The sequence below is a fragment of the Streptomyces sp. NPDC021019 genome (assembly GCF_044333295.1).
Taxonomy (GTDB): Bacteria; Actinomycetota; Actinomycetes; order Streptomycetales; family Streptomycetaceae; genus Streptomyces.
In genome coordinates this window covers 754890-778748 of record NZ_JBIRQR010000003.1, presented here as the reverse complement: position 1 = coordinate 778748, position 23859 = coordinate 754890, and the positions used below count along the sequence as shown (strand labels likewise).

The window sequence follows — 23859 nt, the reverse complement described above, 5'->3', positions numbered from 1 at the left end:
GGACTGATCCGGGCGAAAGGGCCAGTTCAGCACATGGCCGCACCGGTCCGGCGAAGGGGTCGTCGGGGGATGCCCGCCCCGGACGGTCCCGGCCCGTGTGCGCGGCGGCCGGAAGGCTCCTAGCGTTCAGGCATGATCCGGTTCGAGCAGGTCGGCAAGGTCTATCCGGACGGGACGACGGCGGTCGACGGGCTGTCCTTCGAGGTGGCGGAGGGTGAGCTGGTGACCCTGGTGGGCCCGTCCGGCTGCGGCAAGACGACCACGATGATGATGGTGAACCGGCTGATCGAGCCGACCTCGGGCCGGATCCTGGTGGACGGCGAGGACATCGCGGGGATCGACCCGGTGCGGCTGCGCCGGCGGATCGGCTATGTGATCCAGCAGGTGGGCCTCTTCCCACACCGGACCGTCCTGGACAACACCGCGACCGTTCCGGCGCTGGTCGGCTGGAAACGCGCACGGGCCCGGGAGCGGGCGGCGGAGCTGCTGGACCTGGTGGGTCTGGACCCAAAGACGTACGGCTCGCGCTATCCGGCACAGCTCTCCGGCGGGCAGCGCCAGCGGGTGGGCGTGGCGCGGGCGCTCGCGGCGGATCCGCCGGTGCTGCTGATGGACGAGCCCTTCGGCGCGGTGGACCCGGTGGTGCGGGAACGGCTGCAGAACGAGTTCCTGGCGCTCCAGCAGCGGGTGCGCAAGACGGTGCTCCTGGTGACGCACGACATCGAGGAAGCGGTCCGGATGGGCGACCGTATCGCGGTGTACGGGGAGGGGCGCATCGAGCAGTTCGACACCCCGGCCGCCGTGCTCGGCACCCCGGCGACCCCGTACGTGGCCCGGTTCGTGGGTTCCGACCGGGGGCTGAAGCGGCTGTCGGTCACGGCGATCGAGCCCGAGGACCTGGAGGAGCCGCCGGTGGCCCGGCTGGAGGAGCACGCGGGGGCCGCGGCGGCCCGGCTGGCGACTGCGGGGGCCCGCTGGGCGGTGGTCCTGAACGGCGCGGGCGAGCTGCACGGCTGGGTGTCGGCGGACGCTCTGCGGTCGGCCGGGGAGGAGGGAACGGTGGGCGGTCTGGCCCGCCGGATGGACGCGTGGGTGCCGGTGGGCGCCCCGCTGAAGCAGGCGTTCAGCGAGATGCTCCAGCACGACGCGGGGTGGGTGGCGGTGCTGGACGGGGCCCGGTTCCTCGGGGTGCTGACCCCCGCCAAGCTGCACGAGGCGCTGCGCCGGTCGGTGGACGCCGACGCGCAGGGGGTGGCCCGTGAGGAGGTGGAGTTCGATTCCGTGGCGGACGCGTAGGGGCGGGACCCCGACACCCTCGACTGACCCGGTTCGCCGGTCAGCGTCCGCGGCGGTAGCTGCTGCCGTCCCGGGGCCGGACCAGCAGCCCCGCCACGACGAGGTAGCGGCGCAGCGCGGAGCAGTCCTCGTGGACGGTGAGGAGCGCCTCGTTCACCTCGCGCTCGGTGTACGAGCGCTCCCGCTCGAACAGGGCGTCGGCGAGGTGCACGAGCAACTGCTCCCGCCGGGCCTCCCTGCGCGGGATCGCGACCAGGCGGCCGTGCGAGGAGAGTGCTGCGACCCGGTGGGGGCGAGGGGCCCGCGACAGCGGCGTGAGGGTCTCTTGTTCAGCGGGCATGGCCGGAAGCGTCGCAGCTGTCCGGAGGAGGGGCAACGCCTTTTCGGCGTTGCCCCTCCTCGCGTTGACAGACCCACACCGCCCGGGTTGTGATGGGTACGTGCAGCGTGACGTCGGCCAAGGAGATCTGGGCCGGCCGGCGGTCAAGCCAGCACCTTCTTCCCAGGGATGACGCCGTGAGTCCACTCATCGCCCCCTGCCTCTGAGCACCGAACCCTCCGAACGCTTCGCCGCGGGCACGCACGCCGCGACGCCGGGCCCTCGCCGCCCGCTTTCTTCCAGGAGACCCAGAACCTCCATGTCCCATGCCTTCCAGCAGTCCGTCATCAACGAGTTCCGCGCCAACGCGGGGAAGGTCGGCGGCCCCTTCGAGGGCGCCGACCTCCTTTTGCTCACCACTACCGGAGCCCGCTCCGGGAAGCCGCACACCACACCCCTCGGATACGTACGCGACGGCCGTCGGCTGCTCGTCGTCGGCTCCAACCTCGGCGCACCGTTGCACCCCGACTGGTACCGCGATCTCCTCGCCCGTCCCACCGTGCGGGTCGAGTTGGGGGACGAGGAGTTCGACTCCCTCGCCGTACCGGCCGAAGGGGCGCGGCGCGACGAACTCTTCGCCCGGGTCGTCGCCGAAGCGCCCGGGTACGCGGACTACCAGGACGCGACGGACCGGCTGCTGCCGGTCGTGGTCCTGGAACGGCCCGAGCCCGACACGGCGGCCCCCGCGATCACCTCGCTCGCCGACAAGCTGGTGGAGGTGCACACCTGGCTGCGCGGCCAACTGCGCCACGTGCACGACGAGACGGAGGCGCACTTCGCCGCGCGGGCCGCACACCCGGGCGGGGGCGAGGCGCCCGCACCCGGTCTCGGGCTCCAGATCCGGCAGCGCTGTCTGGCGTTCTGCCAGGCCCTGGAGTTCCACCACACGGCCGAGGGCGGCCACATGTTCCCGACGATGGAGGGTTACCACCCCGAGCTGGGGCACGTCTTCGACCGGCTGCGGGAGGAGCACCGGAGCATCGGGGCCGTCCAGTCGGCGCTCGCGGCCCTGCTGGCCGACGTCGCCGTCGCGGAGCCGGACCGCTTCCGCGCCGAACTGGCCCGGATGACCGAGGAGCTGACCGCCCACCTCGACTACGAGGAGGAGCACCTCCTGCCCCTGCTGGCCGGTGTGCCCTGGCCTCCGGCACCGACCGCCTCCTGAGCTGTCGGACGGCTCAGTCCTCCGGCAGGAGTCTCCTCGACTCCAGGTAGGCGCGCGCGACGTCCTCGGGCAGTCTGCGCCAGCTGTCGACCTGCTCGTTCATCGAGGCCAGGTCGGCGGTGGTCAGCACGGTGTTGAGCCGGTCGAGGGCGTCGCGCACCCCGGTGCTCCCGGCGCGTGCGCGGTTGACGACGGGGACGACGTAGTCGGCGTTCTGGAGCTTCTTGTCGTCCTCCAGCAGCACGAGACCGAACTGGTCCAGGGTGGCGTCGGTCGTGGTGGTCAGGACCATCTGGTCCTGACCGTTCTGCACCGCCTGCTTGGCCTGGGTGGTACCGACGCCCTTCGGGTCGACGGCGACGACGTCGATGCCGTACGTCCTGCGCAGGCCGGGGGCGCAGTAGGGCCGCTGGACGCACTCGTCGCCCGCCGCCAACCGTACCGGCAGTTTCGCGGCGCCCACGTCGCTGAGGGTCTTCAGTCCGTGCTCCTCGGCGTACGCGGCGGTGACGGCGAAGGCGTTCTGGTCGACGGCCCGGCCGGGGGCGAGCACGGTGAGTCCGCGCGGGGTGGCGAGCGAGCGCAGCTCCTTCATGGTGGTGGCGAGGTCGGGCGATCCGACCGGCGGCGCGTCGGCCCCGTTGGCCTTGGCGTTCAGCCAGTCGGCGAAGGTCGCCGCGTACTCCGCCACCACGTCGATCCGGCCGTTCTCCAGGGCCGGTTCGTAGATCTCGCGATTGGTGACGGAGATGATGTCTGCGGAGTACCCGGCGTGCTCCAGGAGCAGCGCGTACAGCTGGGCCAGCAGGTCGCTCTCGGTGAAGCCGGCCGATCCGACGGTGAGGTGTGCGCTGTCGCCGGGCGGTGCGGTGACCTCGCCCTGGTTCTCCAGCGCCGGGCCGGCGGTGCAGGCCGTGGCGGCGAGGAGGACCAGTGCGGCCAGGGCCCGGCGGGCGCGGCTCATGCGGCCTCCCGGCCGCGTCGGCGGGCGAGACGCTGCCCAAGCTCGAAGAGGCTCTCGATGAGGAGGGCGAAGGCGGCCACCAGGATCGCGCCGGCCACCACCTGCGGGGTGGAGGCGAGGTTGAAGCCCGCGGTGATGACGCGGCCCAGTCCCCCGCCGCCGGCCAGCGCCGCGATGGTGGCGGTGGCCACCAGCTGGACGGCGGCGATCCGCACGCCGGTGAGGATCAGCGGGAGGGCGAGCGGCAGTTCCACTCCCAGGAGCAGTTGGCGGCCGGTCATGCCCATGCCCCGGGCGGCCCGGACGACGTCCCGGTCGACCTCGCGCATCCCGACGTAGGCGTTGGTGAGGAGCGGCGGCACGGCGAAGAGCACGAGCGCGATGACCGTCGACCACTGCCCGTGCGTCCCGATGGGGGTGAGCAGCAGCAGGACCAGTACGGCGAAGGTCGGCACGGCCCGGCCGACGTTGGAGAGGTTGACGGCGAGCGCGCCGCCCTTGCCGAGATGGCCCAGGACGAGGGCGACGGGGAGGGCGATCAGGCAGCTGATGAGCAGACAGACGACGGTGAGGTAGAGGTGTTCGCCGAGCCGGTTCCCGACGCCGTCGGGACCGGACCAGTGAGCGGCGGTGGTGAGCCAGGACCAGGTGTCGGAGAGGGTGTTCACCTCCACACCCCCCTGCTGGGTGTGTTCACGCCCGCCTCCGGGTCCAGGGGGTCAGCAGCCGTCCCGCTCCCAGGAGCATCAGGTCGGCGGCGACGGCGATGACGACGCACAGGACGGAGGCGGTGAGCACCTGGGCCTTGAAGTAGGTGTTCATGCCGGAGTAGATGAGGTTGCCGAGTCCCCCGTGGCCGACGATCGCTCCGATGGTGACCAGGGAGACCGCGGAGACGGTGGCGATGCGCAGCCCGGCCATCGCCGCGGGCAGGGCGAGCGGGAGCTCCACGGCGATCAGCAGGCGCAGCGGCCCGTAGCCCATGCCGCGTGCGGCCTGCCGGGTCTCCTCGGGGACGGCCCGGAGCCCGGCCAGGATGTTGCGGACGAGCAGCGTCAGGGAGTAGAGCACGAGCCCCGCGATCACCAGCGCGGCCGAGAGTCCGTACAGCGGCAGCAGCAGCGAGAACATCGCGAGCGACGGGATCGTGTACAGGATCGTCGTCAGGCCCAGCACCGGGCCGGCCGCCCAGCGCCACCGGCGGGCGGCCACCGCCAGGGGGACGGCGAGCAGGAGCGCGATGGCCACCGAGGCGGCCGTCAGCTGGAGGTGCTGCAGCACCGCGTCCATCAGGATCTCGCGGCGGCTGGAGAGGTAGGCCCCGCAGATCCACTCGTTGCGGGCGAGGCAGTCGTCCGGGGGCGCCGTCACCCGCCCATTCGAGCGCGGCAGCGGTTCCGCCGCGCGTCGGGGGCCGCCGTTCGAGGGATTTGAGCGAGTGCTCAAACCCCTCTGGTAGCGTCCTGGCGAACGGAGAGGGTTGAGCACTCGCTCAAACCTCTCGTGGTCGACCGGGGGGGACCTATGGGCCTGTACATAGAGGCGTTGATCCGCACGGATCCGGAGCGCCTGTGGCAGCGGACGCAGGAGCCCGCCCAGCATCAGCGGTGGGATCTGCGCTTCGCCGAGATCAGCCACCTGCCCGGTCCGGCGGGTTCCGCCCAGCGGTTCCGGTACGCGACCCGGGTGCTGCCCTTCCTGACCGTCGCGGGGACCGGGACGAGCGCGGGCGAGCGGCGGCGGGCGGACGGCGAGCGGGTCTCGGCTCTGCGCTTCGCCTCCTCGGAGTGGTTGTCGCCGCTGGCCGAGGGCAGCGGGTACTGGCGATACGTCCCCACCGCCGACGGCATCCGTTTTCTGACCGGCTACGACTACCGGACCCGCTGGGGCCGCTTCGGCGCGGTCGCGGACCGGTTGGCGCTCCGGCCGCTGATGGGCTGGGCGACCGCCTGGTCCTTCGACCGGCTGCGGCTGTGGTGCGAGCGCGACGTCAGCCCCGCCCGGTCGCTGGCGTACGCCCTGGCGGAGGTCGTGGTACGGGTCCTCGCCGTAACGGCCGCCCTCCCCTTCGGCCCGGCGGCCGTGCTGCCGGCCGCCCTGGCCGCACTGTTGGCACCCCCGTCGCCCCGCACGCCCGCCGCCCGCCGCTGCCTGCGCAGACCGCCCGGCCGTCCCGCCGTCGCCCCCTCCCTCCTCGCCCGCCTGGAGCGCCCGTGACCTCGATCTTCGCCCGTGCGATGGGAGCCGACTTCGAGCGGCTCCACCCCCAGTTGCGACGGCGCTTCTCAGTCGGCCTGGAGAGCGGGGAGGCGTGCGTCGGGCGCGGCTCCATGGACCGGATCTGGCACGGCCGGGCCTTCGTGAAGCCGTTCCTCGCGCTCGGCGCCACACGCAACATCCTGGTGCCGAGGACCGGCCACGACGTCCCGTTCACCATCGAGAACGTGCCGTACACCGACGCCCACGGCCGGGAGACCGTGACCTTCGTCCGGACGTTCGCCCTGCCGGGCGGTCCACGCCGCTTCGACGCCACGATGGTGCACAGCCCCGAGCGGTCCTGCGTGCTGGACTACCTCGGCACCCACCAGCACCTCGCCACCGACCTGCGGCTCACCGCGGAGCCCGACGGTTCCCTGCTCATCCGCTCCGGGGAGCACCGCTTCCGCGAGGGGCCCGTCGACGTGCGGGTCCCCCGGCTGATCGGGGGTGACGCCGAGGTCCGCGAGTCCTTCGACGACGCCACGGGCCGCTTCCGCATCCGGGTCGCGGTGACCAACCGCCGCTTCGGCCCCCTGTTCGGGTACGAGGGGACGTTCCGCGCCCGCTATGTCGACGCCCTGCGCCACGGCGTTCGGGCGGGCCTGCGCCCGATCCGCGAGGAGGCGCGGGCATGACGGGGAGCGCGGCGGGGGCGGACACCCGGACGAAGCTTCTGCAGGGCGCGCTGCGCACCCTCGCCGAGCAGGGGATCGCCAAGACGTCGGCCCGCTCGGTGGCAGCCTCTGCCGGGGTCAACCAGGCGCTGGTCTTCTACCACTTCGGCTCGGTCGACGAGCTGCTGGCGGCGGCCTGCCGGTACGGCGCGGAGCAGCGGGTGGCCCGTCACCGTGACCGGCTCGCCGCCGTCACCACCCTCGCCGAGTTGCTGAAGTGCGGGCGCGACCTGCACGAGGAGGAGCGGGCCGGCGGCCATGTCGCCTTTCTCGCGCAGGTGCTCGCGGGAGCGCAGACCCAGCCCCGGCTGGCGCCCGCGACGGCGGCCGGACTCGACCTGTGGACCGCCGAGATCGAGAAGGTCCTCACCCGGATCCTGGCGGACTCGCCGCTGGGCGAGTTCACCGACCCGGTGGGCCTGGCACGCGCCGTGACCGGGGCGTTCGTGGGCCTGGAGCTGTACGAGGGCGTCGACCCAGCGGGGGCCGGGCGCGCCTTCGACGCACTGGAGCAGCTCGCCGAACTGGCCGGGGTGCTGGACGAGCTCGGCCCGGTGGCCCGGCGGGCGGTGCGCCACCGGCTGCGGCGCACGGGGAGAACGCAGAAGGCGATGCGGGACGGGAACGCGGAACGACCTGGGCTTCCCGAGCAACCCTCCTCGCCCGGCCGCCGTCTTGATCCCTGACAGGACGGTGCGCCGCGTGTGACGTGCGGCGTCCAACCCCCACAAGATCCGGGCCCGCACGACCGCCCCACTATGCGCTCCGCGTATACACAGAGCGTATAGTCGGCACGAATGGGCCCGGCACCGCGCGGAAGGCCCCCATGCAGACCAAGGCACTGGCGCCCGAGTACCAGGGAGCGCTCACCAAGATGTCGGTGAACGCCTCGCTCACCGACGTACTGGCCGAGGGAGTTCGCCACCTGAGGCAGGCCGAGCTCTCCGGATCGCAGGAAGAGGTGGCGCGTTCGGGCCTGGCCGTGGCCGAGGCGCACCGCAGGCTCGGGCAGGTCGCGGAGGCCGACCGGGCCTGGAAGGCCAGCTACCGGGCCGCGCGCACGGCCGGGAACACCGGGGCGATGGCGTGGGCGCTGTGGAGCGGGGGCACCCTGGCACGCCAACGCGGTTCGCTGCGCCTCGCGTTCAGGCTGCTCGGCCTCGCCGCGGAGCTGGGGAAGCGGGGCGGTGACGTGGTCGCCCGCGGCTATTCGCTGGCCGGCCTCGCCGAGACCGGACGGATCCAGGGCGACTACGCGACCGTCGCGACGCTGCACGAACAGCTGCTGGCCGAGGCCCGCACCCGGGGCGAGGCCCGGCACACCGTCTGGGCGCTGGAGGGCATCGCGCAGATCCACCGCAACACCGGTTCGCTGGGCACCGCGTTGGAGATGTTCGAGGAGGCGGCCGTCCTGGCGGGCGACGCGGACGACCGGCGCGGCCGGGCCTGGGCCCTGCGCGGTATCGCCGACATCGTCTCCCTCCGGGACGGGGCGACCGGGCGCGCACTCGACCTGCTCTCCGAGGCCGAGGTGGCCTGCCGCGAGATGAACCTCTCCAGCGCCCTGGCGTACAACCACAAGATGCGGGCCAACGTGCTGTTCCGCGCCGGGCGGTACGAGGAGGCACGCGGGGTCTACGAGCAGGCGCTCGGGGAGTTCCGTGCGATGGACGAGCCACGGGGCGAGGCACTGGCCTCCCTCGGCCTGGTCAAGGCGCGGGCCCGGCTCGGCCGGGACCGCGACGCCACCGCCGCCGAGCTGGACGAACTGCGCGGCAGGCTGAGCCGGATCGGGCTGCTCAACGCCCAGGAGATGGTCGAGAAGGCGTACGCCGAACTCGGCGTGGAACCGGCCTCGGCGAGCGAGAGGGACGGCCGCCGATGACGCTCTCCACGACCAGCCGGGCGAGCGCACCGCAGATACTGGACCGCTGCCGCGAACTCGTGCGCCCGGCCCTGGTGGAGTCGGTGGGGCAGCTGCACCCCTGGCACGCGGAGACGGCGGCCTTCTCGCTGGGCTGGAGCGGGACCGGCGGGGAGCCGGCGCCCGGATCGCAGGGCAAGGGGGTCCGCCAGGCGCTCGCGGTCCTCGGCGCGGAGGCCGCGGGCGGCAGCGGGGCGGACGCGGTGCTCGGCGCGGTGGCCGTCGAGCTGATCCACACCTTCTCGCTGATCCACGACGACATCATGGACGGGGACGAGACCCGCCGTCGACGGCCGACCCTGTGGAAGGCGTACGGCACGGGCCCGGCGGTCCTCGCGGGTGACGCGCTGTTCGCCCTGGCCGTCTCCACGCTGGCGGAGGCTCCGGGCCCCGGCGGCGCGGCGGCCGTCCGGCAACTGGCGCGCGCTCTGGGCGATCTGGTGCGTGGCCAGGCGCAGGACCTGCTCTTCGAGTCCCGGCCGTGGACCGGGCCCGGGGCGGTCATGCCGCACGAGTACCGGTCGATGGCCACCCACAAGACGGGCTCCCTGCTCGGTTGCGCCGCCGCCCTGGGCGCGGTGCTGGCCGGCGCCCCGGCGAGCACCGTCGAGGCGCTGGACCTGGCGGGTCGGCATGTGGGAGTGGCGTTCCAGGCGGTGGACGACCTGCTCGGCATCTGGGGCGATCCGCAGGTGACCGGCAAACCGGTGCACAGCGATCTTCGGCGGCTCAAGAAGACGTACCCGGTGCTCGCGGCCCTGTCCGCCGACCACCCGGCGGCCCGGCGTCTCGACGCGCTGCTCACCTCCGCCGGGCCGCTCGACGACCCGACCGCGCGCCGTGCGGCCGAGCTGATCGACGAGGCAGGGGGGAGGCGGGCCGCGGTCGACGAGGCGCACGAGCACCTGGCGGCGGCCCGCGCCTGTCTGGACCGGGTGCCGCTGGCCGACGGCGCGCGCGGGGACCTGCTCACGCTGATCCCGTACCTCGTGGACCGCACCGCCTGACCCGTGGCCGCCCGCCGGAAATCGGCGGGCGGCCACGGCCCCCGTACGGCACAATGACCGCCGGCGGGCCTATGCCCACGCGCCCGCTCCGGCACCCGCACCCGCCGCGACGACGTGAGGACTGCCCCGGCGTGACCGCCCTTCCCGCTCCTGTCACGGCGCTGCTCGTCGTCGACGTCCAGTCGGCGTTCGTCGCGGGGGACGCGGCCGTGCCCGACGCGCCCCGGCTGCTGGACCGGGTGACGGATCTGGTCGGGCGGGCCCGTGAGGCCGGGGCGCTCGTCGTCCACCTGCAGAACGACGGCCCGGCCGGACAGCCCGATGAGCCGGGGACGCCCGGGTGGAAGCTGCACCTGCCCGTGCGCACCGGGCCGGCCGAAACCGTGATCCGCAAGAGCGAGGACGACGGCTTCGAGGAGACTCCGCTGGAGGCCGAGCTGCGAGCGGCGGGCGTCCGGGCGCTCGCCGTGTGCGGGGTGATGTCGGAGATGTGCGTGATCGCCACCGCCCGTCGGGCCCTGGAGCTGGGCTACCGGGTCGTCCTGCCTCATGACGCCCACGCCACGTACGACGTTCCGGCCGCGCCGGACATCAGCGACGTGGTGCCGGCGGCCATGGCGTCACGGGTGGCCGAATGGGCTCTGGGCGACTCGGTGGAAATCGTGGCGCGCGCCGCGACGGTCCCTTTCGCCACCCCGTCCGCCAGCACGAGAACGGCCTAGTCGGCCGATAGATGGTGCCGCCATCCGGTGTGGCGATCGGCGCAGTACGGCATGCCGGAAAACGGCTGAAGATATAAGCGGCGCGATGCGTACGGAACACCTCCGTCATTCCGTGCGGGGACTCTCGGCAAGCCCTTTCACCGACGGTCCGAGAAAGGCCGCGGCCATGCGTCGATCTGCTGCGCGCCCACCCGAACAGCCCTCATTCCCGCATCATCCCCCTGTGGTCGTATGAGCGAGTCACGCGCACGATTTCGCCACAACTCTGCCAAAGTGCACTTCGGCTTGGACCCACCGGCAATTGGGGGTGGAAAAAAGGATCGGGGCTGGGTGCGTGCAGCTGCAAGGCGGAGGATCGAGGCATGGCGGAGCCATGGTGATTGACGACAACGCCGCAGATGCGCGTGCCCAGCCCCGCGACGCCGCCCCCCAATTGCCGGTGGGGCTTACTCACCGGATGGAGCGAAGAGAGCCGTCGTGCTGCACATGCGTCGTACTGAAGAAAGCCGATTGACGGTCCTTCATCTGGTTCAACCCGTGGACGGCGGCGTGGCCCGGGTCGTCACCGATCTCGTCAGGGCCCAGGCCCGGTCCGGGCTGCGCCCGGTGGTGGCCTGCCCGCCCGGCAGCCCGCTGGCCCTCGGAGCGGCGGCCGCGGGCGCCGAGGTCCATGGCTGGTCCGTCACCCGTGCCCCCGGTCCCCGGCTGGCCGGTGAGGTGGCCGCCGCGCGCCGGATCGTCCGCCTGAGCCGCCCGCACGTGGTGCACGCCCACAGCGCCAAAGCGGGACTGGCCGGCCGGATCGCGGTGCGCGGCCGGATCCCCACCGTGTTCCAGCCGCACGCCTGGTCGTTCGAGGCGGTCGACGGGCGCACCGCGGAACTCGCACTCGGCTGGGAGCGGTTCGGCGCGCGCTGGGCCGATCACATCCTGTGCGTCAGCGAGTCCGAACGCCGCACCGGACGGGAGGCGGGCATCGCCGCCCGCTGGTCAGTCATCCACAACGGCATCGACCTCGACCGTTTCCGTCCCGGCGGCAGCGAGGACCGTGCGGAGGCCCGCGCCTCGCTGCCCTTACTGGGGGGCGCCGGCGCGGACGCCCCGCTGGTCGTCTGCGTCGGCCGGCTGACCCGGCAGAAGGGGCAGGACGTGCTGCTGCGGGCCTGGCGCCGGATGCCGGTGGACGGAGCCCGTCTGGTGCTGGTGGGGGACGGACCCGACCGGGACGGACTGGAGGCGTCGGCCCCGCCGGACGTGCTGTTCACCGGAGCCTGCGAGGACGTGCGGCCGTGGATCCACGCGGCGGACGTCCTCGTGCTGCCCTCCCGCTGGGAGGGCATGGCGTTGGCCCCGCTGGAGGCCATGGCCTGCGGGCGCCCCGTCGTGATGACCGACGTGAACGGGGCGCGGGAGAGCCTCCCGCCCGGCCACGAGGACCACTGTCTGGTGCCTCCGGAGGATCCGGCGGCACTGGCCGCGGCGCTGACCGCCCTGCTCGCCGACCCCGGCCTGCGCGACGCGCTGTCCTGCCGGGCCCTGCGCCATACCCGGGCGGCCTTCGACGTCCGACGGACCGCGGGGGCCGTCGCAGGTCTCTACCAGGAACTGGTCGGCCTGTCCGGCCCCACGACGAGGAAGCGCACCGAGCGATGACGATGGAGAGTGCACCGGTTCCCGGCGCTGGTCAGGCAACAGCCGTGCAGGCTCCCACGGTTCATCCGCCGCGAAGAAGCGGCGGCGGTGCGCAGACGCAGCCCGGCAAACGCCGGACCGTCCGGTACGGCCGTCTCGCGCCGCTCCTGTGCGTGGACGCCCTGGCCCCGGCCGTGGCGTTCACCCTGGTCGTCCCGGTCCCGTGGCCCTGGACGCTGGTGGCCGTCCAGGCGGTGGCGCAGGTGCTGCTCTTCGCCCAACGTCGCCTGTACGCGATGCGTCTGTCCCTCTCGGTCCTCTCCGAACTCCCCGCCCTTCTCGGCCTCACCCTCCTCCAGTGGTACGTGACCATGGAGGTGCTGGCCGCCTGGGCCCCGCAACAGGCGATCGGCTGGACGGTGCTGGCGTACGGGGCCGCCACGCAGACCGCGCTGACCTGCGCGGGACGCGCGGCCGTGTACCGGGCACGGCGGCGGGCCGCGGTCCGCCGCCCGCTGTCCACGCTGGTCGTGGGTCAGGGGCCACTGGCCCGTCAGGTGACGGCCGCCCTGTGCGACCACCCCGTCTACGGACTGCGGCCGGTCGGTCTGGTCGCATCCCCGTCGTCCGGGGACGGCAAGTGGCCGTCGGGTTCCGACTCCGCGCCGCTGCCGGTCCTGGCCTCGCCCCAGGAGGTGCGGCGGGCCGTCGTCCAGAACAGCGTGCGGCACGCGGTGTTCACGGCGCCGCCCGAGTCCACCCCTGACGGCGCCGCTCTCTTCACTCTGCTCACCGGTCACGGCTGCCGGGTGTGGCTGGTCACCGGGCCCGGCGCCGTCGCGGGGCCCCCGGCGGAGGGCCGCCCCGATCATCTGTGGGGTTTCACCGTCCAGCCGCTGAGCGACGGGACGAACCGTCCTCTCGGCCACGGGGCGAAACGGGTGACGGACGCCGCCCTGGCCGCGGTCGGGCTGTTGCTGGCGGCCCCGGTGATGGCGGTCTGTGCCCTGGCCGTGCGGCTCTCCGACGGGCCGGGCGTGCTCTTCCGTCAGGAACGCGTCGGCGGGCACGGGCGCCCGTTCGTCCTGCTGAAGTTCCGTACGCTGCGGCCCGCCGACGTCCAGGAGTCGGCCACCCGCTGGAACGTCGCGTCCGACGGACGGATGAGCCGCGTCGGCCGCGTGCTGCGCCGGACCTCCCTCGACGAGTTGCCGCAGCTGTGGAACGTCCTGCGGGGCGATATGAGCATGGTCGGACCACGCCCCGAACGCCCCTTCTTCGTGGCGCAGTTCAGCCGCGCCCATCCCGGGTATCAGGCCCGCCACCGGATGCCCGTGGGCATCACGGGTCTGGCCCAGGTGAACGGGTTGCGCGGCGACACCTCGATCGAGGAGCGGGCCCGCTTCGACAACCACTACATCGAGACCTGGTCGCTGTGGCAGGACGCGTGCGTGCTCGCGCGGACCGCGGGTTCCCTGTTCCGACTGGGAGGCAGCTGATCATGGCCGCTGTGCTCGGCCCGCCCGCGCCGTCGACGGTGGCCGGGCCCCGCGCCGTCAGCCGCCCCCCGTGGGGTGGTTGGCGGACCCGTTGGCCGCTGCTGCCCCTGGTCGCGACCGTCCTGCTGCCCGCCCTGCCCTCCGGGACCTCCGGTGGCGGCGGCCCGGCCGACGTGGCGTCCGGCCTCGCGGTGCTGGTGTGCGTGGGGCGGCTGCTGTATCTGCGGCAGCGTCCGCTGAGCGCCACCGCCGCCCTGGTCCTGGGCCTGCCCGCCGTGGGCTTCGCGGTGGCCACGATCACCGCGGCGGACCCGGCGGCGGCCCTGCCGGGGCTGGTCCGCCATCTCCAGGTCTTCGTCCTCGTGCCGATCGCCGTGTACCTGCTGCTCCGGGACGCCCACGGGTTCCGGATCGTCGCCGGCTCGTTCGTCCTCCTGGCGGTCGTGCAGGGCGTCACGGGCGTCCACCAGTACGTCACCGGGACCGGCGCCTCCTACATGGGCGTGGACGTCCGGGCGGTCGGCACGTTCGGGCCCAGCGACATCATGGGGATGGCGACCGTCGTCGCCTACGGGCTGCTCGCCGCCGCGGCCTGTGCCCTGCGTACGCCGCGGAACGCCCCGGTCTGGCTGCGGCCGTGCGCCGCCGTCCTGGCCGTCGCGCTGATCGTGCCCCTGACGCTGTCGTTCAGCCGGGGCGTGTGGCTCGCCACGGTCGTCGCGGTCCTCGTCGTCCTGGCGCTGACCGGGTGGCGGCAGGCCTGGACGTCGCTGGCCGTGCTGGGAGCGGCCGGGGTGGTCCTGGTCGGCGGGTTCGGCATCGGCTCCGAGATGATCGCGGACCGGGCCGCCAGCGTGACCCGGGTGACCAGCACCCCGGACCGGTCGGTCAGCGACCGCTACGCGATGTGGGGCGCGGCGGGCGCGATGTGGCGGGAGCGGCCGGCCGCCGGCGTCGGCCTCAAGGGCTTCCCCGCGCACCGTGACGGACACGCATCCATCGGGCTCTCCTCCGGCAGCGACACGGCCGGGGCGGGCCAGGAGTTCCGCCGGCAGGCGCTCCTCTCCCCGCACAACATGTATCTGCTCGTCCTCAGCGAGCAGGGCCTCATCGGTCTGACCGCGCTCGTCGCCGGCTGGGCGGCGATCCTGGTCGGCGCGGTCCGCAGACTGTACGTCGCCCGCTCGCGCGGACACGCGGCCCTGGACTGCGGGCTGGCGGCGGTGGCCCTGATGACCTGGCAGAGCGTCAACTTCCTGTACGCGGACATCGGCGGGCCGACCACGGTGCTGAGCGGGGTCGTGCTGGGGCTGGCCGCCTGGTGGGCGCTGGCCGGGCCGGACCGGGTGAGCGCCGCATGAGCGACACCGGCACGGGGACGGGGGCGGGGACGGAGGCCGAGGCGCGTCCGGCGGGCGCGGCGGCCCCGCCGCTGCTCCCGGCCCCGGGAGGAGGAGCCGAAGGGCGCCTCTCCCCCGGCGTCGCGCCCGGGACGGCCGACGGCGAGGCCCCCAGGCTCGGGGCCTTCCTCGCCCGTGCGGCGGCGGGGACGGCGGTGCTGACCGTGGTGGCCGCCGTCCTCGGCCTGGTGCGGGACCAGGCCATCGCCCGGTACTTCGGGGCGAGCGACGCGAGTGACGCCTTCCTGATCGCCTGGACCGTGCCCGAGATGGCGGCGACGCTGCTGATCGAGGACGGGATGGCACTCCTGCTGGTCCCCGCGTTCAGCCTCGCCCTGACCCGGCGGGCCGCGGCCGGGGAAGCGCCCGGTTCCGACCCCGTACGGGATCTGGTGGCGACGACGCTCCCCCGGCTGTTCCTCCTGCTCTCCGGCGGCGCGGCGCTGCTGGTCGCGGGCGCCCCGTGGGTCGTGGGCGTTCTGGCCCCGGGCCTCGCCGATCCGCGGCTCGCCGTGGACTGCACGCGGCTGACCGCGGTCACCGTCCTCACCTTCGGGATCACCGGCTACTTCAGCGCCGCGCTGCGCGCGCACCGCAGCTTCCTGCCGCCCGCCGGGGTCTATGTCGCGTACAACCTCGGCATCATCGGGATGACGCTGGCCCTGCACACGGCGTGGGGGGTACGGGCGGCGGCGGTGGGGGTCGCGGTCGGCAGTGTGCTGATGATCCTGACCCAACTGCCCATGTTCCTGCGGCTGGTACCGCTCGCGCGGCCCCGGCCGCCGAGGTTCCGGCGGAGTCGGCGTGCGGCGCGGACCGCTCCGCTGCTGGGCTTCGCGGTGCTGGCCCCGGTGGTCCTGTTCGTGGTGAGCCGTCAGTCCCAGGTGCTGGTGGAGCGGTTCCTGGCCTCCACGCTGCCGGCGGGCGCGATCTCGCATCTGAACTACGCGCAGAAGGTCGCGCAGCTGCCGATGGTGCTGTCGCTGATGATCTGCACGGTGACCTTCCCGGTGGTCGCGCAGGCCATGGCCGCGGGGGACCGGGAGAAGGCCCGGCTGCGCGTCGAGCGGGACCTGGCGCTCGCCGGGATGGTGGTGCTGCTCGGCACGGCGGTCGTCCTCGGCTACGCGCCCCGGATCATCGAGGTCCTCTTCCAGCGCGGCGCGTTCGACGCCGCCGACACCGCGTCCACCGCCCAGGTGATGCGGGTGTACGCACTGGGGCTGCTCGGCCACTGTCTGGTCGGCGCGCTGAGCCGCCCGTTCTTCTCGTCCGGGCGGCCCACCTGGTTCCCGGCGTTCGCCATGGGCACCGGGCTGCTGGTCACGACGGGGGCCGGGTACGCCCTGACGTACCGCTTCGGCGTGGACGGCATCGCGACCGCCAACGCGATCGGGATCAGCACGACGGCGCTGCTGCTCCTCATGGGCCTCGGCACCCGAGTGGTGCCGATCCGGACGCGGGCCGTGGCCCTCTCGCTGGGCCGGCTCGCCGGGGCGTCGCTGGCGGCGGGCACGGCCGGCTGGGCGTGCGCCCCTCTCGTCCCCGATCCGTTGCTGAGTCTGGCCGCCGGGTGTCTTCTCGTCCCCGCCGTGTTCTTCCTGACCGGGCTCGCCCTGCGCTCGCCCGAGGTCGTCTCCCTGCTGGCACTCACCCGACGGAGGTTCCTTGATGGCCGCTGAATCCTCGGCACACCGCGCCGACGCTCCCTCGTCCCGGCTCCGCCCGCACACCCACACCCGCCGTCGGCCGTGGATCCTCACGTACCACTCGGTGACGGACCCGAGCGACGACCCGTACGGCATCACCGTCTCCCCCGGGCGCCTCGACGAGCAGCTGTCCTGGCTGCGCAGCCGGCGGCTGACGGGGGTGGGGGTGTCCGAGCTGCTGCGCGCGGGGGACGCGGGGCGGCGCGGGCTGGTTGGGCTGACCTTCGACGACGGGTACGCGGACTTCCTCGACGAGGCGCTGCCGGTGTTGCGCAGGCACGGCTTCCGGGCGACGGTCTTCGTCCTCCCGGGCCGGCCGGGGGGCGTCAACGAGTGGGATCCGCTCGGCCCGCGCAAGCCACTGCTCACCCACGACGGCGTCCGGCGGGTCGCCGCCGCGGGCATGGAGGTCGGCTCGCACGGTCTGTACCACCAGGACCTGACGGCCCTTCCGGACGAGGAGCTGCGCCGGGAGACCGCCCGCAGCCGGGAGCTGATCGGCGATCTCACCGGGTCGCTCCCGGAGGGCTTCTGCTACCCGTACGGCATCCTCGACCGCCGGGTCACCGAGGCCGCGCGGTCGGCGGGCTACGGCTACGCGTGCGCGCTGGCTCCAGGCCCGCTGCTCGGCCGGTTCGCGCTGCCCCGCACCCACATCAGCCAGGCGGACCGGGGGGTGCGCCTGTGGGCGAAGGACCTGCGGCACGGGCTGCGGCAGGTGACGGCGCCCGGTGCGGGCCCCCGGGCCACCGTGCCGGTGCGGACGGGCGGCCCGCGGTGAGGGCGCTGCACGTCATCACCGGGCTCGGGGTCGGCGGCGCCGAGCGGCAGTTGCGGCTGCTGCTGCGGCATCTGCCGGTGGAGTGCGATGTCGTGACGCTCACCAACCCGGGGGCGGTGGCCGAGGAGCTGCGCTCCGACGGCATCCGGGTGACCCACCTCGGGATGCGCGGCAACCGGGACCTGTCGGCCGTCGGAAGGCTGGCCCGGCTGATCCGGGACGGCCGCTACGACGTGGTCCACACGCATCTGTACCGGGCCTGTGTCTACGGCAGGATCGCGGCCCGGCTCGCCGGGACCCGGGCCACCGTCGCGACCGAGCACTCCCTGGGGCGTGCCGAGATCGAGGGCCGCCCGCTCACCCGGTCCATTCGCGCCCTCTACCTCGCGACCGAACGCCTCGGGGCGGCGACCGTCGCCGTCTCCTCCACCGTGGCCGGCCGGCTGCGGGACTGGGGCGTGCCGGCCGACCGGATCCGACTGGTGCCGAACGGCATCGACGCGGACCGGTACCGCTTCGACGCGGCGCGTCGGGCCTCCGTGCGGGCGGAACTGGGTGTCCCCGACGAGGCGTTCGTCGTCGGCGGGATCGGGCGGCTGGTGCCGGGCAAGCGGTTCGACGTGCTGATCCGCGCGGTCGCCGCTCTGCCGGAGGCCCGCCTGCTGCTGGCCGGGGACGGTCCGGAGGCCGGGGCGCTGCGGGCGCTGGCCCTGCGCCTCGGGGCCGTGGACCGCATCCGGTTCCTCGGGGAGTGCGACGAGCACGGGGACGGTCCGGTCCCGGGTGTCCCGGCGCTGCTGAGCGCCGTGGACGCCTTCGTCTCCACGTCCCGCGAGGAGTCCTTCGGGCTCGCCGCCGTGGAGGCGCTCGCCGCCGGACTGCCCGTACTGCACGACGCCTGCCCCGCCATCGACGACCTGCCCGCCGCCCACGCCCCCTCGGCCACCCGGATCGCCGGGAGCCCCGAGGAGCTGACGGCCCGGCTGCGGCAGCGGATACAGGCCGGAGCGGACCGGCGGCCGCCGCCCCGGGCCGTCGGCCATTACGACATCAGGCGCAGCAGCGAGCGCCTGATGGACGTGTACGCGTACGCCCTCGACACCGCCCCACCGAACCGGAGAGCCCTTTCATGACCGACTCACCCGAGCAGCAGCGTCGACACGTCGTCGTCCGCCGGCTGCGCACCGCCCTGGCCCGGCTGCCGCACTGGTGGCCGCTGCCCGTCTCCGTTCTGATCGGCGCCGCGTCCGGGCTCTCGTACAGTGCGCTCGCCGCGGACCGGTACGAGGCCACCAGCTACGCGATGGCGGTCGCCGAGGCGGAGACGGACCCCTCGGCGGCCCTGGGGTACGCCCAGTCGTACGGGCGGCTGACGACAAGTGACGCGACGCTCTCGTACGCCCAGGGCGCGGCCGGCGAGCCGCTGCGTGAGCTGCGGTCCCACGTCCGGTCGGAGACCTCTCCCGACTCGCCGATGATCTCGGTGACGGGCACGTCCGAGGACCGGCACAAGGCGGCCGACATCGCCAACGCGGTCATCGAGGCCGTCATCGTGAGCAGCGGCCATGTCTCCAAGGACACCGGGGTGAAGCTGATCAAGTTCACCCACGCGTTGACGCCGGACCAGCCGGTCTCGCCGTCCGTGCCGCTGGGCGGCGCCGTGGGGGCCGCGACGGGCGGGCTGCTGGGCGGCCTCGTGCTGCTGGTCCGGCCGCGCGGGGCGGGCCGGCCCGTCCCGGCGCAGGTTCCCGGTCCGACGGCCGGGGGCGGCCGAGTCGCCCAGGACGACCGGGAGCTCGTCCGATGACGGGGCACCGGGCGGGCGGCCTCTCCGTGACCCTGTGCCGGGACTTCGGGGAGTTCGGCGCTCTCGCCGGGGAGTGGGACGCGCTGCACCGCCGCTGCGCCACCGCGACCCCGTTCCAGAGCCACGCCTGGCTGCACTCGTGGTGGATCTCCTACGGCCAGGAGGGCCGGCTGCGGGTGCTGCTGGTCCGCCGGGCGGGGCGGCTGATCGGGGCGGCGCCGCTGATGCTGGTGCACCGTCCGATGCCGCTGCTCGTCCCGATGGGCGGGGCGATCTCCGACTTCTTCGACATCCTGCTGGACGAGGAGGAGGCCGGTTACGCGGTGGGGGCGCTGGGGCGCGGTCTGGACCGGGCGGCCCGGCACACCGTGGTGGACCTGCGGGAGGTCAGGCCCGACGCGTCGGCGCAGTTGCTGTTCGGGCGGTGGGCCGGGGCCCGGAGCCGGCTCACCGACTCGACGTGCATGGAGCTGCCGGCCGAGCCGCTGGGCGACGCCGTGGCGCGGCTGACGGGCTCGCGGGGCCAGCGGCTGCGCTCCAAGCTGCGCAAGGTCGACGCCCTGGGCGTGGAGGCGCACCGGATCCCGCGGGACGGGGTGCCCGCCGCGATCGGCACGCTGCTGCGGCTGCACGAGCGGCAGTGGGAGGGCCGGGCGGTCAACCCCGAGCATCTCCGGGCGCGGTTCTCGGACCATCTGATCCGGTCGGTGGGGCGGATGGTGGGGGACGGTACGGCGGCCATGACGGAGTTCCGGCTGAACGGCGAGGTGGTGGCGTCCAACCTGTCGTTGCAGTCCGGACGGCTGACGGGCGGCTATCTGTACGGTGCGGATCCGGCGCTGCGCGAGCGGAAGGTCGATGTGTCGACGCTGCTGCTGCGCGAGGTCGCCCAGCAGGCCTCGGACGGCGGGCGCGCGGTGCTCAGCCTGCTGCGCGGTGCGGAGAGCTACAAGAACCACTGGGGACCGGTGCCGGTGGTCAACCAACGGCTGCTGCTGGCGCGGCCGGGCCTGGAGCCGCTGCTGCGGCTGCGCGAGTCGCAGGTGGCGGTACGGGAGCGGGCGGTGGAGACCGTGAAGGCCCGGTTCCCGGCGGCGCGGGACTGGCACGAGCGGTTGACGGGGCTTCCGGCGATCGGGCGCTGACGCGCCGGGCGTACGCCGGACAGGGGTGCCGGAGATATCACCTGTGCCCTGATCCGTTACCGTCCGGCCTCTCCCGCGTTGTCAGGGGGTGCGGGCCTCGCGTCCGCAGCACACCCCCTATCTGTTCTAGGAGTTCCGAATGTCTCGTATGACGAAGGTCGCCGCAGTCATGGCCGGTACCGGCGCCCTGATCGCCGGCGGCGCCGGCATGGCGTCCGCGGACGCCGGCGCGCAGGGCCTCGCCGCGGCCTCCCCCGGTGTCGGTTCGGGCAACGTGGTCCAGGTCCCCGTGCACGTGCCGGTGAACCTCTGCGGCAACACGATCAACGTGATCGGCCTGCTGAACCCGGCCTTCGGCAACACCTGCGTCAACGCCGACGGTGGCCACCACGACAAGGGCGGCTACGGCTACGGCCGCTGATCTCCCGTAGTACCGGAACGGCCGGCTCCCTCCTCGCGGAGGGGGCCGGCCGTTCCTCCGTCCGGGCTCAGGCGTAGCGGTAGAGCTTGCCGTGGTCGAGGAGTTTCCTCGGGGTCACGCCCCAGGGGGGCATCGCCTCGTCGAGGCCGAAGACGTAGTCGCGGTCCGGCCCCGGCGACGCGGGCTTGCGGCCCGGCAGGTAGGCGGAGTTCGGATGGGCCTTGCGCCACCGGTCCCACAGCAGGTCGATGAAGGAGTGGTGGAGCCAGAACACCGGGTCCTCGGGCGAGGCCGCGCCCGCCATCGGGCCGCCGACCCACTGGTGGACCCGGTTGTGGAGGCCCACCCCGCGCACGCCCCGGATCCCCCACCCCTCGACGCGGTTGCGGAAGCCCCCGGCGCAGACGCTGTTCCAGGGCTCGGTGTCGTAGACGGGGTCCTTGAGCGCCCGCGCCAGGTCGTTCCTGGTGGGGAGGGAGACCGGGTCGCGGCCGGGTCTGCCGAAGTTGCGGGTGAGGTAGCGCTCGTCCGTGACGCCCCTGCCGACGCGCCAGTTGCCCGCACCGTAGGCGAACGCCCCGGTGGTGACCTGGCGGTCGCCGGTCCTGCCGTTGCCGCCGAGGAAGTCCTCCGCCCAGAGCGACGAGGTCGGCTTGTTGTCCTGGGTCCAGTCCCAGTACGGGACGCTGACGCCCGCGTCGACGCCCCGGAGCGCCTTCTCGAACTCCAGCAGGTACTGGCGGTGCCAGGGGAAGAACGAGGACGTCATGTGCGCCGGGCGCGGCCGCCGCTCGGTGTCCATGACGTAGTACTCCCGGTGCATGACGACGAAGTCGTCGTAGCGGCCCGAGCGCTTCAGTTTCAGGATCGCGTCGACGAGCCGGCGCTTCTCGGTGCGCGTGAGGTCGCGCTGGTTCTTGCGGGTGTACACCGGTGCTGGTCCTCCTGGTTCACATGCGGTGCGCGGCGGGGTGCGCGAGTTGGGCGGCTCCGAGCTCGTCGACGGCGGCACGGGCCGCCTCCAGCAGCGTCGGATACGACTCGTAGTGCCGGACGTCGCTCAGATAGGTGCCGTCCGCCCGCCTCATGACGTGCAGGGGCCTGCCGTCGATGCGGATCTCGGCGCCCGGTCCGGCGGCGATCGAGACCCGGTCGTCGCCCGTGGCGCCGGCGGGGACGACGGCGGTCGCCGTCGCCCGGATCTCCCGGCCCCGGTACATCTCGGCGAACTCCTCCGCCGTGGGTGCGGGGCGGGATCCGGTGCCGGATGCGGGTGCCCGGGGCGCGGGCCGGACCGCGGCGGCCCGCTCACGGCCGAGCAGCGGGAGCAGGGCGCCCGCGGTGCCCGTGACCACTGCGGCGGTGAAGGCTCCGCGCAGGACGATCCGGCGGGAGGGAACGCGGGCGCCGCCCGGTTTCGCGGGGGTGGGGCTCATGAGATGACTGCCTGCCTCTCGTTGACTCGCCTCGTCGACTCGTGACTTGCTCACTCGTCCGAGGTGCTTCTGATGGCGATGTTGACAACGAGGCGGTGACGAAACAGTTCTCGTGCGTGCGGCGTACGGCGCACAGTCGCCGGCTCCGTTCCGTCAAACGCGTGAGCGTGCGGACTCATCGGGAGCGTCGGGCCGCGTCGACGACGCTCCTCGCGGCCGGCGGGCCGGACCATGGCCTGGCGAACCATGGAGGTGATGGGCATGACCGTTCCGTATCAGTTGTCCGGGGACCGTGTACTGCGCGCGGCGGACGTCGATCTGGCCGACCCGGCCTTCTGGCGGCTGCCCCGCCCTGTGAGACTCAGGGCCTTCGCCCTGCTGCGGGAGCTGGAAGCGCCGGTCCTGTTCACTCCGCGGGCCGGTGCCGCGCGCACCGCCGGGAAGCCGTTCCACGCCCTGGTGCGCCATGCGGACGTGCGGACCGCGAGCCGCACGCCCCTGGTGTTCGCGAGCGCTCCGGGGGTCACCACCCCGGAGCCGACGGGCTGGGCGAAGGCGTTGTTCGGGAACTCGATGGTCAACATGGACGGGCCCGAGCACGCGGCGCTGCGCCGGATCATCTCGCGGCGGTTCACCCCCCGGCTGCTGGCGGACGTCGAGGAGAACGTCGGCCGGCTCGCCGGGCGGCTGGTGGACGAGCTGATCGCCGAGCGCCCCCGGGACTTCATGCCGTCCGCGGCCTCGCGGCTGCCGCTGGAGGTCATCTGCGACCTGATGGGCATTCCGGAGACGTACCGGGCGCGGATCGCGGAGCAGATCGACCATGCTTCGGAGCACGTCGGCGTCGAGCGCCGGGGCCGGGCCCGGCTGCGGATTCCCGGCCGTGGGCTGGCGTCGCTGGCCCGGATGCAGTGCGTCATGGGGCGGCTCGCCCGGGAACGGCGCCGTCACCCCGAGGACGACCTCGTCTCGGCGCTCGTCAGGGCGGACATCGACGGCGAGGCGCTCTCCGGACGGCAACTCGGGGCCTTCTTCTCGCTGCTGCTGGTGGCGGGGGTGGAGACGACCCGCAACGCCATCGCGCACGGACTGTTCCTGCTCGACCGGCATCCCGAGCAGCGGGAGTTGCTGCGGTCCGACTTCGACCGGTACATCGGCGGCGCCGTCGACGAGATCGTGCGGCATTCGACGCCGATCATCCAGTTCCGCAGGACTGTCGCCACCGAATGCGCACTGGGCGGCCGTACGTTTCTCCCGGGGGAGAAAGTCGCTCTCATCTACGCGTCGGCCAATCGCGACGAGACGGTTTTCACCCAGCCAGACCGCTTCGACATCACCCGGTCGCCCAATCCCCATCTGGGATACGGCGGCGGGGGCCCGCACCACTGCCTTGGATCGCATCTGGCGCGGCTCGAAATGACGGCGCTCTTCCGGGAACTGATCGACCGTCGTCCCGTCATGCGGAATCTGGGAGATCCGGACCTGGTCGACTCGAATTTCGACAACCGCGTCGGCTCGCTCCCCTTCACGTTCGGCCCCACATTCACCTGATCGGCACGTACGCAACGCCGAATACGATAAATGGACTCCTGCGCATGCCCCCGGTGCACGATGATGCGACTCTCTCCCTATCGGGCCG

General features: G+C 73.5%; 24 protein-coding genes. 18 read left to right on the top strand and 6 right to left on the bottom strand.

Features of this window, described 5'->3' with window-relative positions; all coding sequences use genetic code 11:
• Nucleotides 1-132 precede the first annotated feature (132 nt).
• Nucleotides 133-1296 carry an ABC transporter ATP-binding protein gene (locus ACH4RG_RS20990; protein WP_398162611.1) on the top strand — a complete coding sequence of 388 codons (1164 nt, stop codon included), beginning with the start codon at nt 133-135 and terminating at the stop codon, nt 1294-1296.
• A gap of 40 nt (nt 1297-1336) precedes the next feature.
• On the opposite strand, the gene ACH4RG_RS20985 is transcribed toward ACH4RG_RS20990, so the two are convergent.
• Complete coding sequence (locus ACH4RG_RS20985) at nt 1337-1636, bottom strand: DUF2087 domain-containing protein (protein WP_397917875.1); 300 nt, start codon at nt 1634-1636, stop codon at nt 1337-1339.
• A 298-nt stretch (nt 1637-1934) separates the two neighbouring features.
• Between ACH4RG_RS20985 and ACH4RG_RS20980 the strand changes: the two genes are divergently transcribed.
• Nucleotides 1935-2840 (top strand): nitroreductase/quinone reductase family protein, encoded by a 906-nt coding sequence (locus ACH4RG_RS20980; RefSeq protein WP_397927324.1) that lies wholly within the window; start codon nt 1935-1937, stop codon nt 2838-2840.
• A 13-nt stretch (nt 2841-2853) separates the two neighbouring features.
• On the opposite strand, the gene ACH4RG_RS20975 is transcribed toward ACH4RG_RS20980, so the two are convergent.
• Genes ACH4RG_RS20975 through ACH4RG_RS20965 form a run of 3 tightly spaced genes read right to left on the bottom strand, consistent with a single transcriptional unit; the run spans nt 2854 to nt 5175 of the window.
• Nucleotides 2854-3804, bottom strand: a complete 951-nt coding sequence (locus tag ACH4RG_RS20975) for an ABC transporter substrate-binding protein (protein ID WP_397917873.1) — start codon at nt 3802-3804, stop codon at nt 2854-2856.
• Complete coding sequence (locus ACH4RG_RS20970; protein WP_397917872.1) at nt 3801-4472, bottom strand: ABC transporter permease; 672 nt, start codon at nt 4470-4472, stop codon at nt 3801-3803. Before ACH4RG_RS20970 ends, ACH4RG_RS20975 begins: the two co-directional genes overlap by 4 nt.
• 25 nt (nt 4473-4497) lie before the next feature.
• Entirely contained in the window at nt 4498-5175 is a 678-nt protein-coding gene (locus ACH4RG_RS20965; RefSeq protein ID WP_397917871.1) for an ABC transporter permease, read from the bottom strand.
• A gap of 153 nt (nt 5176-5328) precedes the next feature.
• Between ACH4RG_RS20965 and ACH4RG_RS20960 the strand changes: the two genes are divergently transcribed.
• From ACH4RG_RS20960 to ACH4RG_RS20890, 15 genes are all read left to right on the top strand, one after another.
• A complete protein-coding gene (locus tag ACH4RG_RS20960; protein WP_398539957.1) occupies nt 5329-6021 on the top strand; it encodes a hypothetical protein in 693 nt (230 codons plus the stop codon).
• Nucleotides 6018-6698 (top strand): DUF4166 domain-containing protein, encoded by a 681-nt coding sequence (locus ACH4RG_RS20955; protein ID WP_397917869.1) that lies wholly within the window; start codon nt 6018-6020, stop codon nt 6696-6698. Before ACH4RG_RS20960 ends, ACH4RG_RS20955 begins: the two co-directional genes overlap by 4 nt.
• Nucleotides 6695-7423, top strand: a complete 729-nt coding sequence (locus ACH4RG_RS20950) for a TetR/AcrR family transcriptional regulator (protein WP_397917868.1) — start codon at nt 6695-6697, stop codon at nt 7421-7423. The genes ACH4RG_RS20955 and ACH4RG_RS20950 overlap by 4 nt, the downstream gene beginning before the upstream one ends.
• A gap of 140 nt (nt 7424-7563) precedes the next feature.
• Nucleotides 7564-8622, top strand: coding sequence for a hypothetical protein (locus ACH4RG_RS20945; RefSeq protein WP_397917867.1), 1059 nt, complete (start codon nt 7564-7566; stop codon nt 8620-8622).
• Complete coding sequence (locus ACH4RG_RS20940; RefSeq protein ID WP_397927320.1) at nt 8619-9668, top strand: polyprenyl synthetase family protein; 1050 nt, start codon at nt 8619-8621, stop codon at nt 9666-9668. The genes ACH4RG_RS20945 and ACH4RG_RS20940 overlap by 4 nt, the downstream gene beginning before the upstream one ends.
• 131 nt (nt 9669-9799) lie before the next feature.
• Nucleotides 9800-10390, top strand: coding sequence for a cysteine hydrolase family protein (locus ACH4RG_RS20935; protein ID WP_397917865.1), 591 nt, complete (start codon nt 9800-9802; stop codon nt 10388-10390).
• 486 nt (nt 10391-10876) lie between these two features.
• The gene (locus tag ACH4RG_RS20930; RefSeq protein ID WP_397917864.1) at nt 10877-12043 is read left to right on the top strand and encodes a glycosyltransferase; all 1167 of its coding nucleotides are present in this window, start codon (nt 10877-10879) and stop codon (nt 12041-12043) included.
• A gap of 152 nt (nt 12044-12195) precedes the next feature.
• Nucleotides 12196-13521 (top strand): exopolysaccharide biosynthesis polyprenyl glycosylphosphotransferase, encoded by a 1326-nt coding sequence (locus tag ACH4RG_RS20925; protein ID WP_397917863.1) that lies wholly within the window; start codon nt 12196-12198, stop codon nt 13519-13521.
• Between the two features lie 2 nt (nt 13522-13523).
• A complete protein-coding gene (locus ACH4RG_RS20920; RefSeq protein ID WP_397927319.1) occupies nt 13524-14882 on the top strand; it encodes an O-antigen ligase family protein in 1359 nt (452 codons plus the stop codon).
• The gene (gene murJ, locus ACH4RG_RS20915; protein ID WP_398539956.1) at nt 14879-16603 is read left to right on the top strand and encodes a murein biosynthesis integral membrane protein MurJ; all 1725 of its coding nucleotides are present in this window, start codon (nt 14879-14881) and stop codon (nt 16601-16603) included. Before ACH4RG_RS20920 ends, murJ begins: the two co-directional genes overlap by 4 nt.
• Nucleotides 16593-17411, top strand: a complete 819-nt coding sequence (locus tag ACH4RG_RS20910) for a polysaccharide deacetylase family protein (RefSeq protein WP_398539955.1) — start codon at nt 16593-16595, stop codon at nt 17409-17411. Before murJ ends, ACH4RG_RS20910 begins: the two co-directional genes overlap by 11 nt.
• Nucleotides 17408-18544, top strand: coding sequence for a glycosyltransferase (locus ACH4RG_RS20905; protein WP_397917859.1), 1137 nt, complete (start codon nt 17408-17410; stop codon nt 18542-18544). The genes ACH4RG_RS20910 and ACH4RG_RS20905 overlap by 4 nt, the downstream gene beginning before the upstream one ends.
• Nucleotides 18541-19218 carry a lipopolysaccharide biosynthesis protein gene (locus ACH4RG_RS20900; RefSeq protein ID WP_397917858.1) on the top strand — a complete coding sequence of 226 codons (678 nt, stop codon included), beginning with the start codon at nt 18541-18543 and terminating at the stop codon, nt 19216-19218. Before ACH4RG_RS20905 ends, ACH4RG_RS20900 begins: the two co-directional genes overlap by 4 nt.
• Nucleotides 19215-20363: a GNAT family N-acetyltransferase gene (locus ACH4RG_RS20895; protein ID WP_397917857.1), complete on the top strand. Its 1149-nt coding sequence runs from the start codon at nt 19215-19217 to the stop codon at nt 20361-20363. The genes ACH4RG_RS20900 and ACH4RG_RS20895 overlap by 4 nt, the downstream gene beginning before the upstream one ends.
• Nucleotides 20364-20502: 139 nt before the next feature.
• Nucleotides 20503-20784 (top strand): chaplin, encoded by a 282-nt coding sequence (locus ACH4RG_RS20890; protein WP_026290151.1) that lies wholly within the window; start codon nt 20503-20505, stop codon nt 20782-20784.
• A gap of 67 nt (nt 20785-20851) precedes the next feature.
• Here ACH4RG_RS20890 and ACH4RG_RS20885 read toward each other — a convergent pair whose 3' ends face one another.
• Together ACH4RG_RS20885 and ACH4RG_RS20880 are read right to left on the bottom strand one after the other, a co-directional pair.
• A complete protein-coding gene (locus tag ACH4RG_RS20885; RefSeq protein ID WP_397917856.1) occupies nt 20852-21715 on the bottom strand; it encodes a tyrosinase family protein in 864 nt (287 codons plus the stop codon).
• Nucleotides 21716-21734: 19 nt separating this feature from the next.
• On the bottom strand, nt 21735-22220 hold the full coding sequence (locus tag ACH4RG_RS20880) for a tyrosinase family oxidase copper chaperone (RefSeq protein ID WP_397917855.1): 486 nt from the start codon (nt 22218-22220) through the stop codon (nt 21735-21737).
• Between the two features lie 261 nt (nt 22221-22481).
• On the opposite strand from ACH4RG_RS20880, the gene ACH4RG_RS20875 reads away from it, so the two are divergent.
• Nucleotides 22482-23771 carry a cytochrome P450 gene (locus ACH4RG_RS20875; protein ID WP_397927316.1) on the top strand — a complete coding sequence of 430 codons (1290 nt, stop codon included), beginning with the start codon at nt 22482-22484 and terminating at the stop codon, nt 23769-23771.
• The last annotated feature ends 88 nt before the right edge of the window (nt 23772-23859 follow it).

Bases quoted from the DNA above. Each gene is read 5' to 3' on its own strand.
- ACH4RG_RS20980 (WP_397927324.1), top strand. From the start codon at position 1,935: ATGTCCCATGCCTTCCAGCAGTCCGTCATCAACGAGTTCCGCGCCAAC.
- ACH4RG_RS20930 (WP_397917864.1), top strand. From the start codon at position 10,877: ATGCGTCGTACTGAAGAAAGCCGATTGACGGTCCTTCATCTGGTTCAA.
- ACH4RG_RS20940 (WP_397927320.1), top strand. From the start codon at position 8,619: ATGACGCTCTCCACGACCAGCCGGGCGAGCGCACCGCAGATACTGGAC.
- ACH4RG_RS20900 (WP_397917858.1), top strand. From the start codon at position 18,541: ATGACCGACTCACCCGAGCAGCAGCGTCGACACGTCGTCGTCCGCCGG.
- ACH4RG_RS20890 (WP_026290151.1), top strand. From the start codon at position 20,503: ATGTCTCGTATGACGAAGGTCGCCGCAGTCATGGCCGGTACCGGCGCC.
- ACH4RG_RS20950 (WP_397917868.1), top strand. From the start codon at position 6,695: ATGACGGGGAGCGCGGCGGGGGCGGACACCCGGACGAAGCTTCTGCAG.
- ACH4RG_RS20880 (WP_397917855.1), bottom strand. From the start codon at position 22,220: ATGAGCCCCACCCCCGCGAAACCGGGCGGCGCCCGCGTTCCCTCCCGC.
- ACH4RG_RS20945 (WP_397917867.1), top strand. From the start codon at position 7,564: ATGCAGACCAAGGCACTGGCGCCCGAGTACCAGGGAGCGCTCACCAAG.
- ACH4RG_RS20960 (WP_398539957.1), top strand. From the start codon at position 5,329: ATGGGCCTGTACATAGAGGCGTTGATCCGCACGGATCCGGAGCGCCTG.
- ACH4RG_RS20990 (WP_398162611.1), top strand. From the start codon at position 133: ATGATCCGGTTCGAGCAGGTCGGCAAGGTCTATCCGGACGGGACGACG.
- ACH4RG_RS20895 (WP_397917857.1), top strand. From the start codon at position 19,215: ATGACGGGGCACCGGGCGGGCGGCCTCTCCGTGACCCTGTGCCGGGAC.
- ACH4RG_RS20920 (WP_397927319.1), top strand. From the start codon at position 13,524: ATGGCCGCTGTGCTCGGCCCGCCCGCGCCGTCGACGGTGGCCGGGCCC.
- ACH4RG_RS20975 (WP_397917873.1), bottom strand. From the start codon at position 3,804: ATGAGCCGCGCCCGCCGGGCCCTGGCCGCACTGGTCCTCCTCGCCGCC.
- murJ (WP_398539956.1), top strand. From the start codon at position 14,879: ATGAGCGACACCGGCACGGGGACGGGGGCGGGGACGGAGGCCGAGGCG.
- ACH4RG_RS20875 (WP_397927316.1), top strand. From the start codon at position 22,482: ATGACCGTTCCGTATCAGTTGTCCGGGGACCGTGTACTGCGCGCGGCG.
- ACH4RG_RS20910 (WP_398539955.1), top strand. From the start codon at position 16,593: ATGGCCGCTGAATCCTCGGCACACCGCGCCGACGCTCCCTCGTCCCGG.
- ACH4RG_RS20985 (WP_397917875.1), bottom strand. From the start codon at position 1,636: ATGCCCGCTGAACAAGAGACCCTCACGCCGCTGTCGCGGGCCCCTCGC.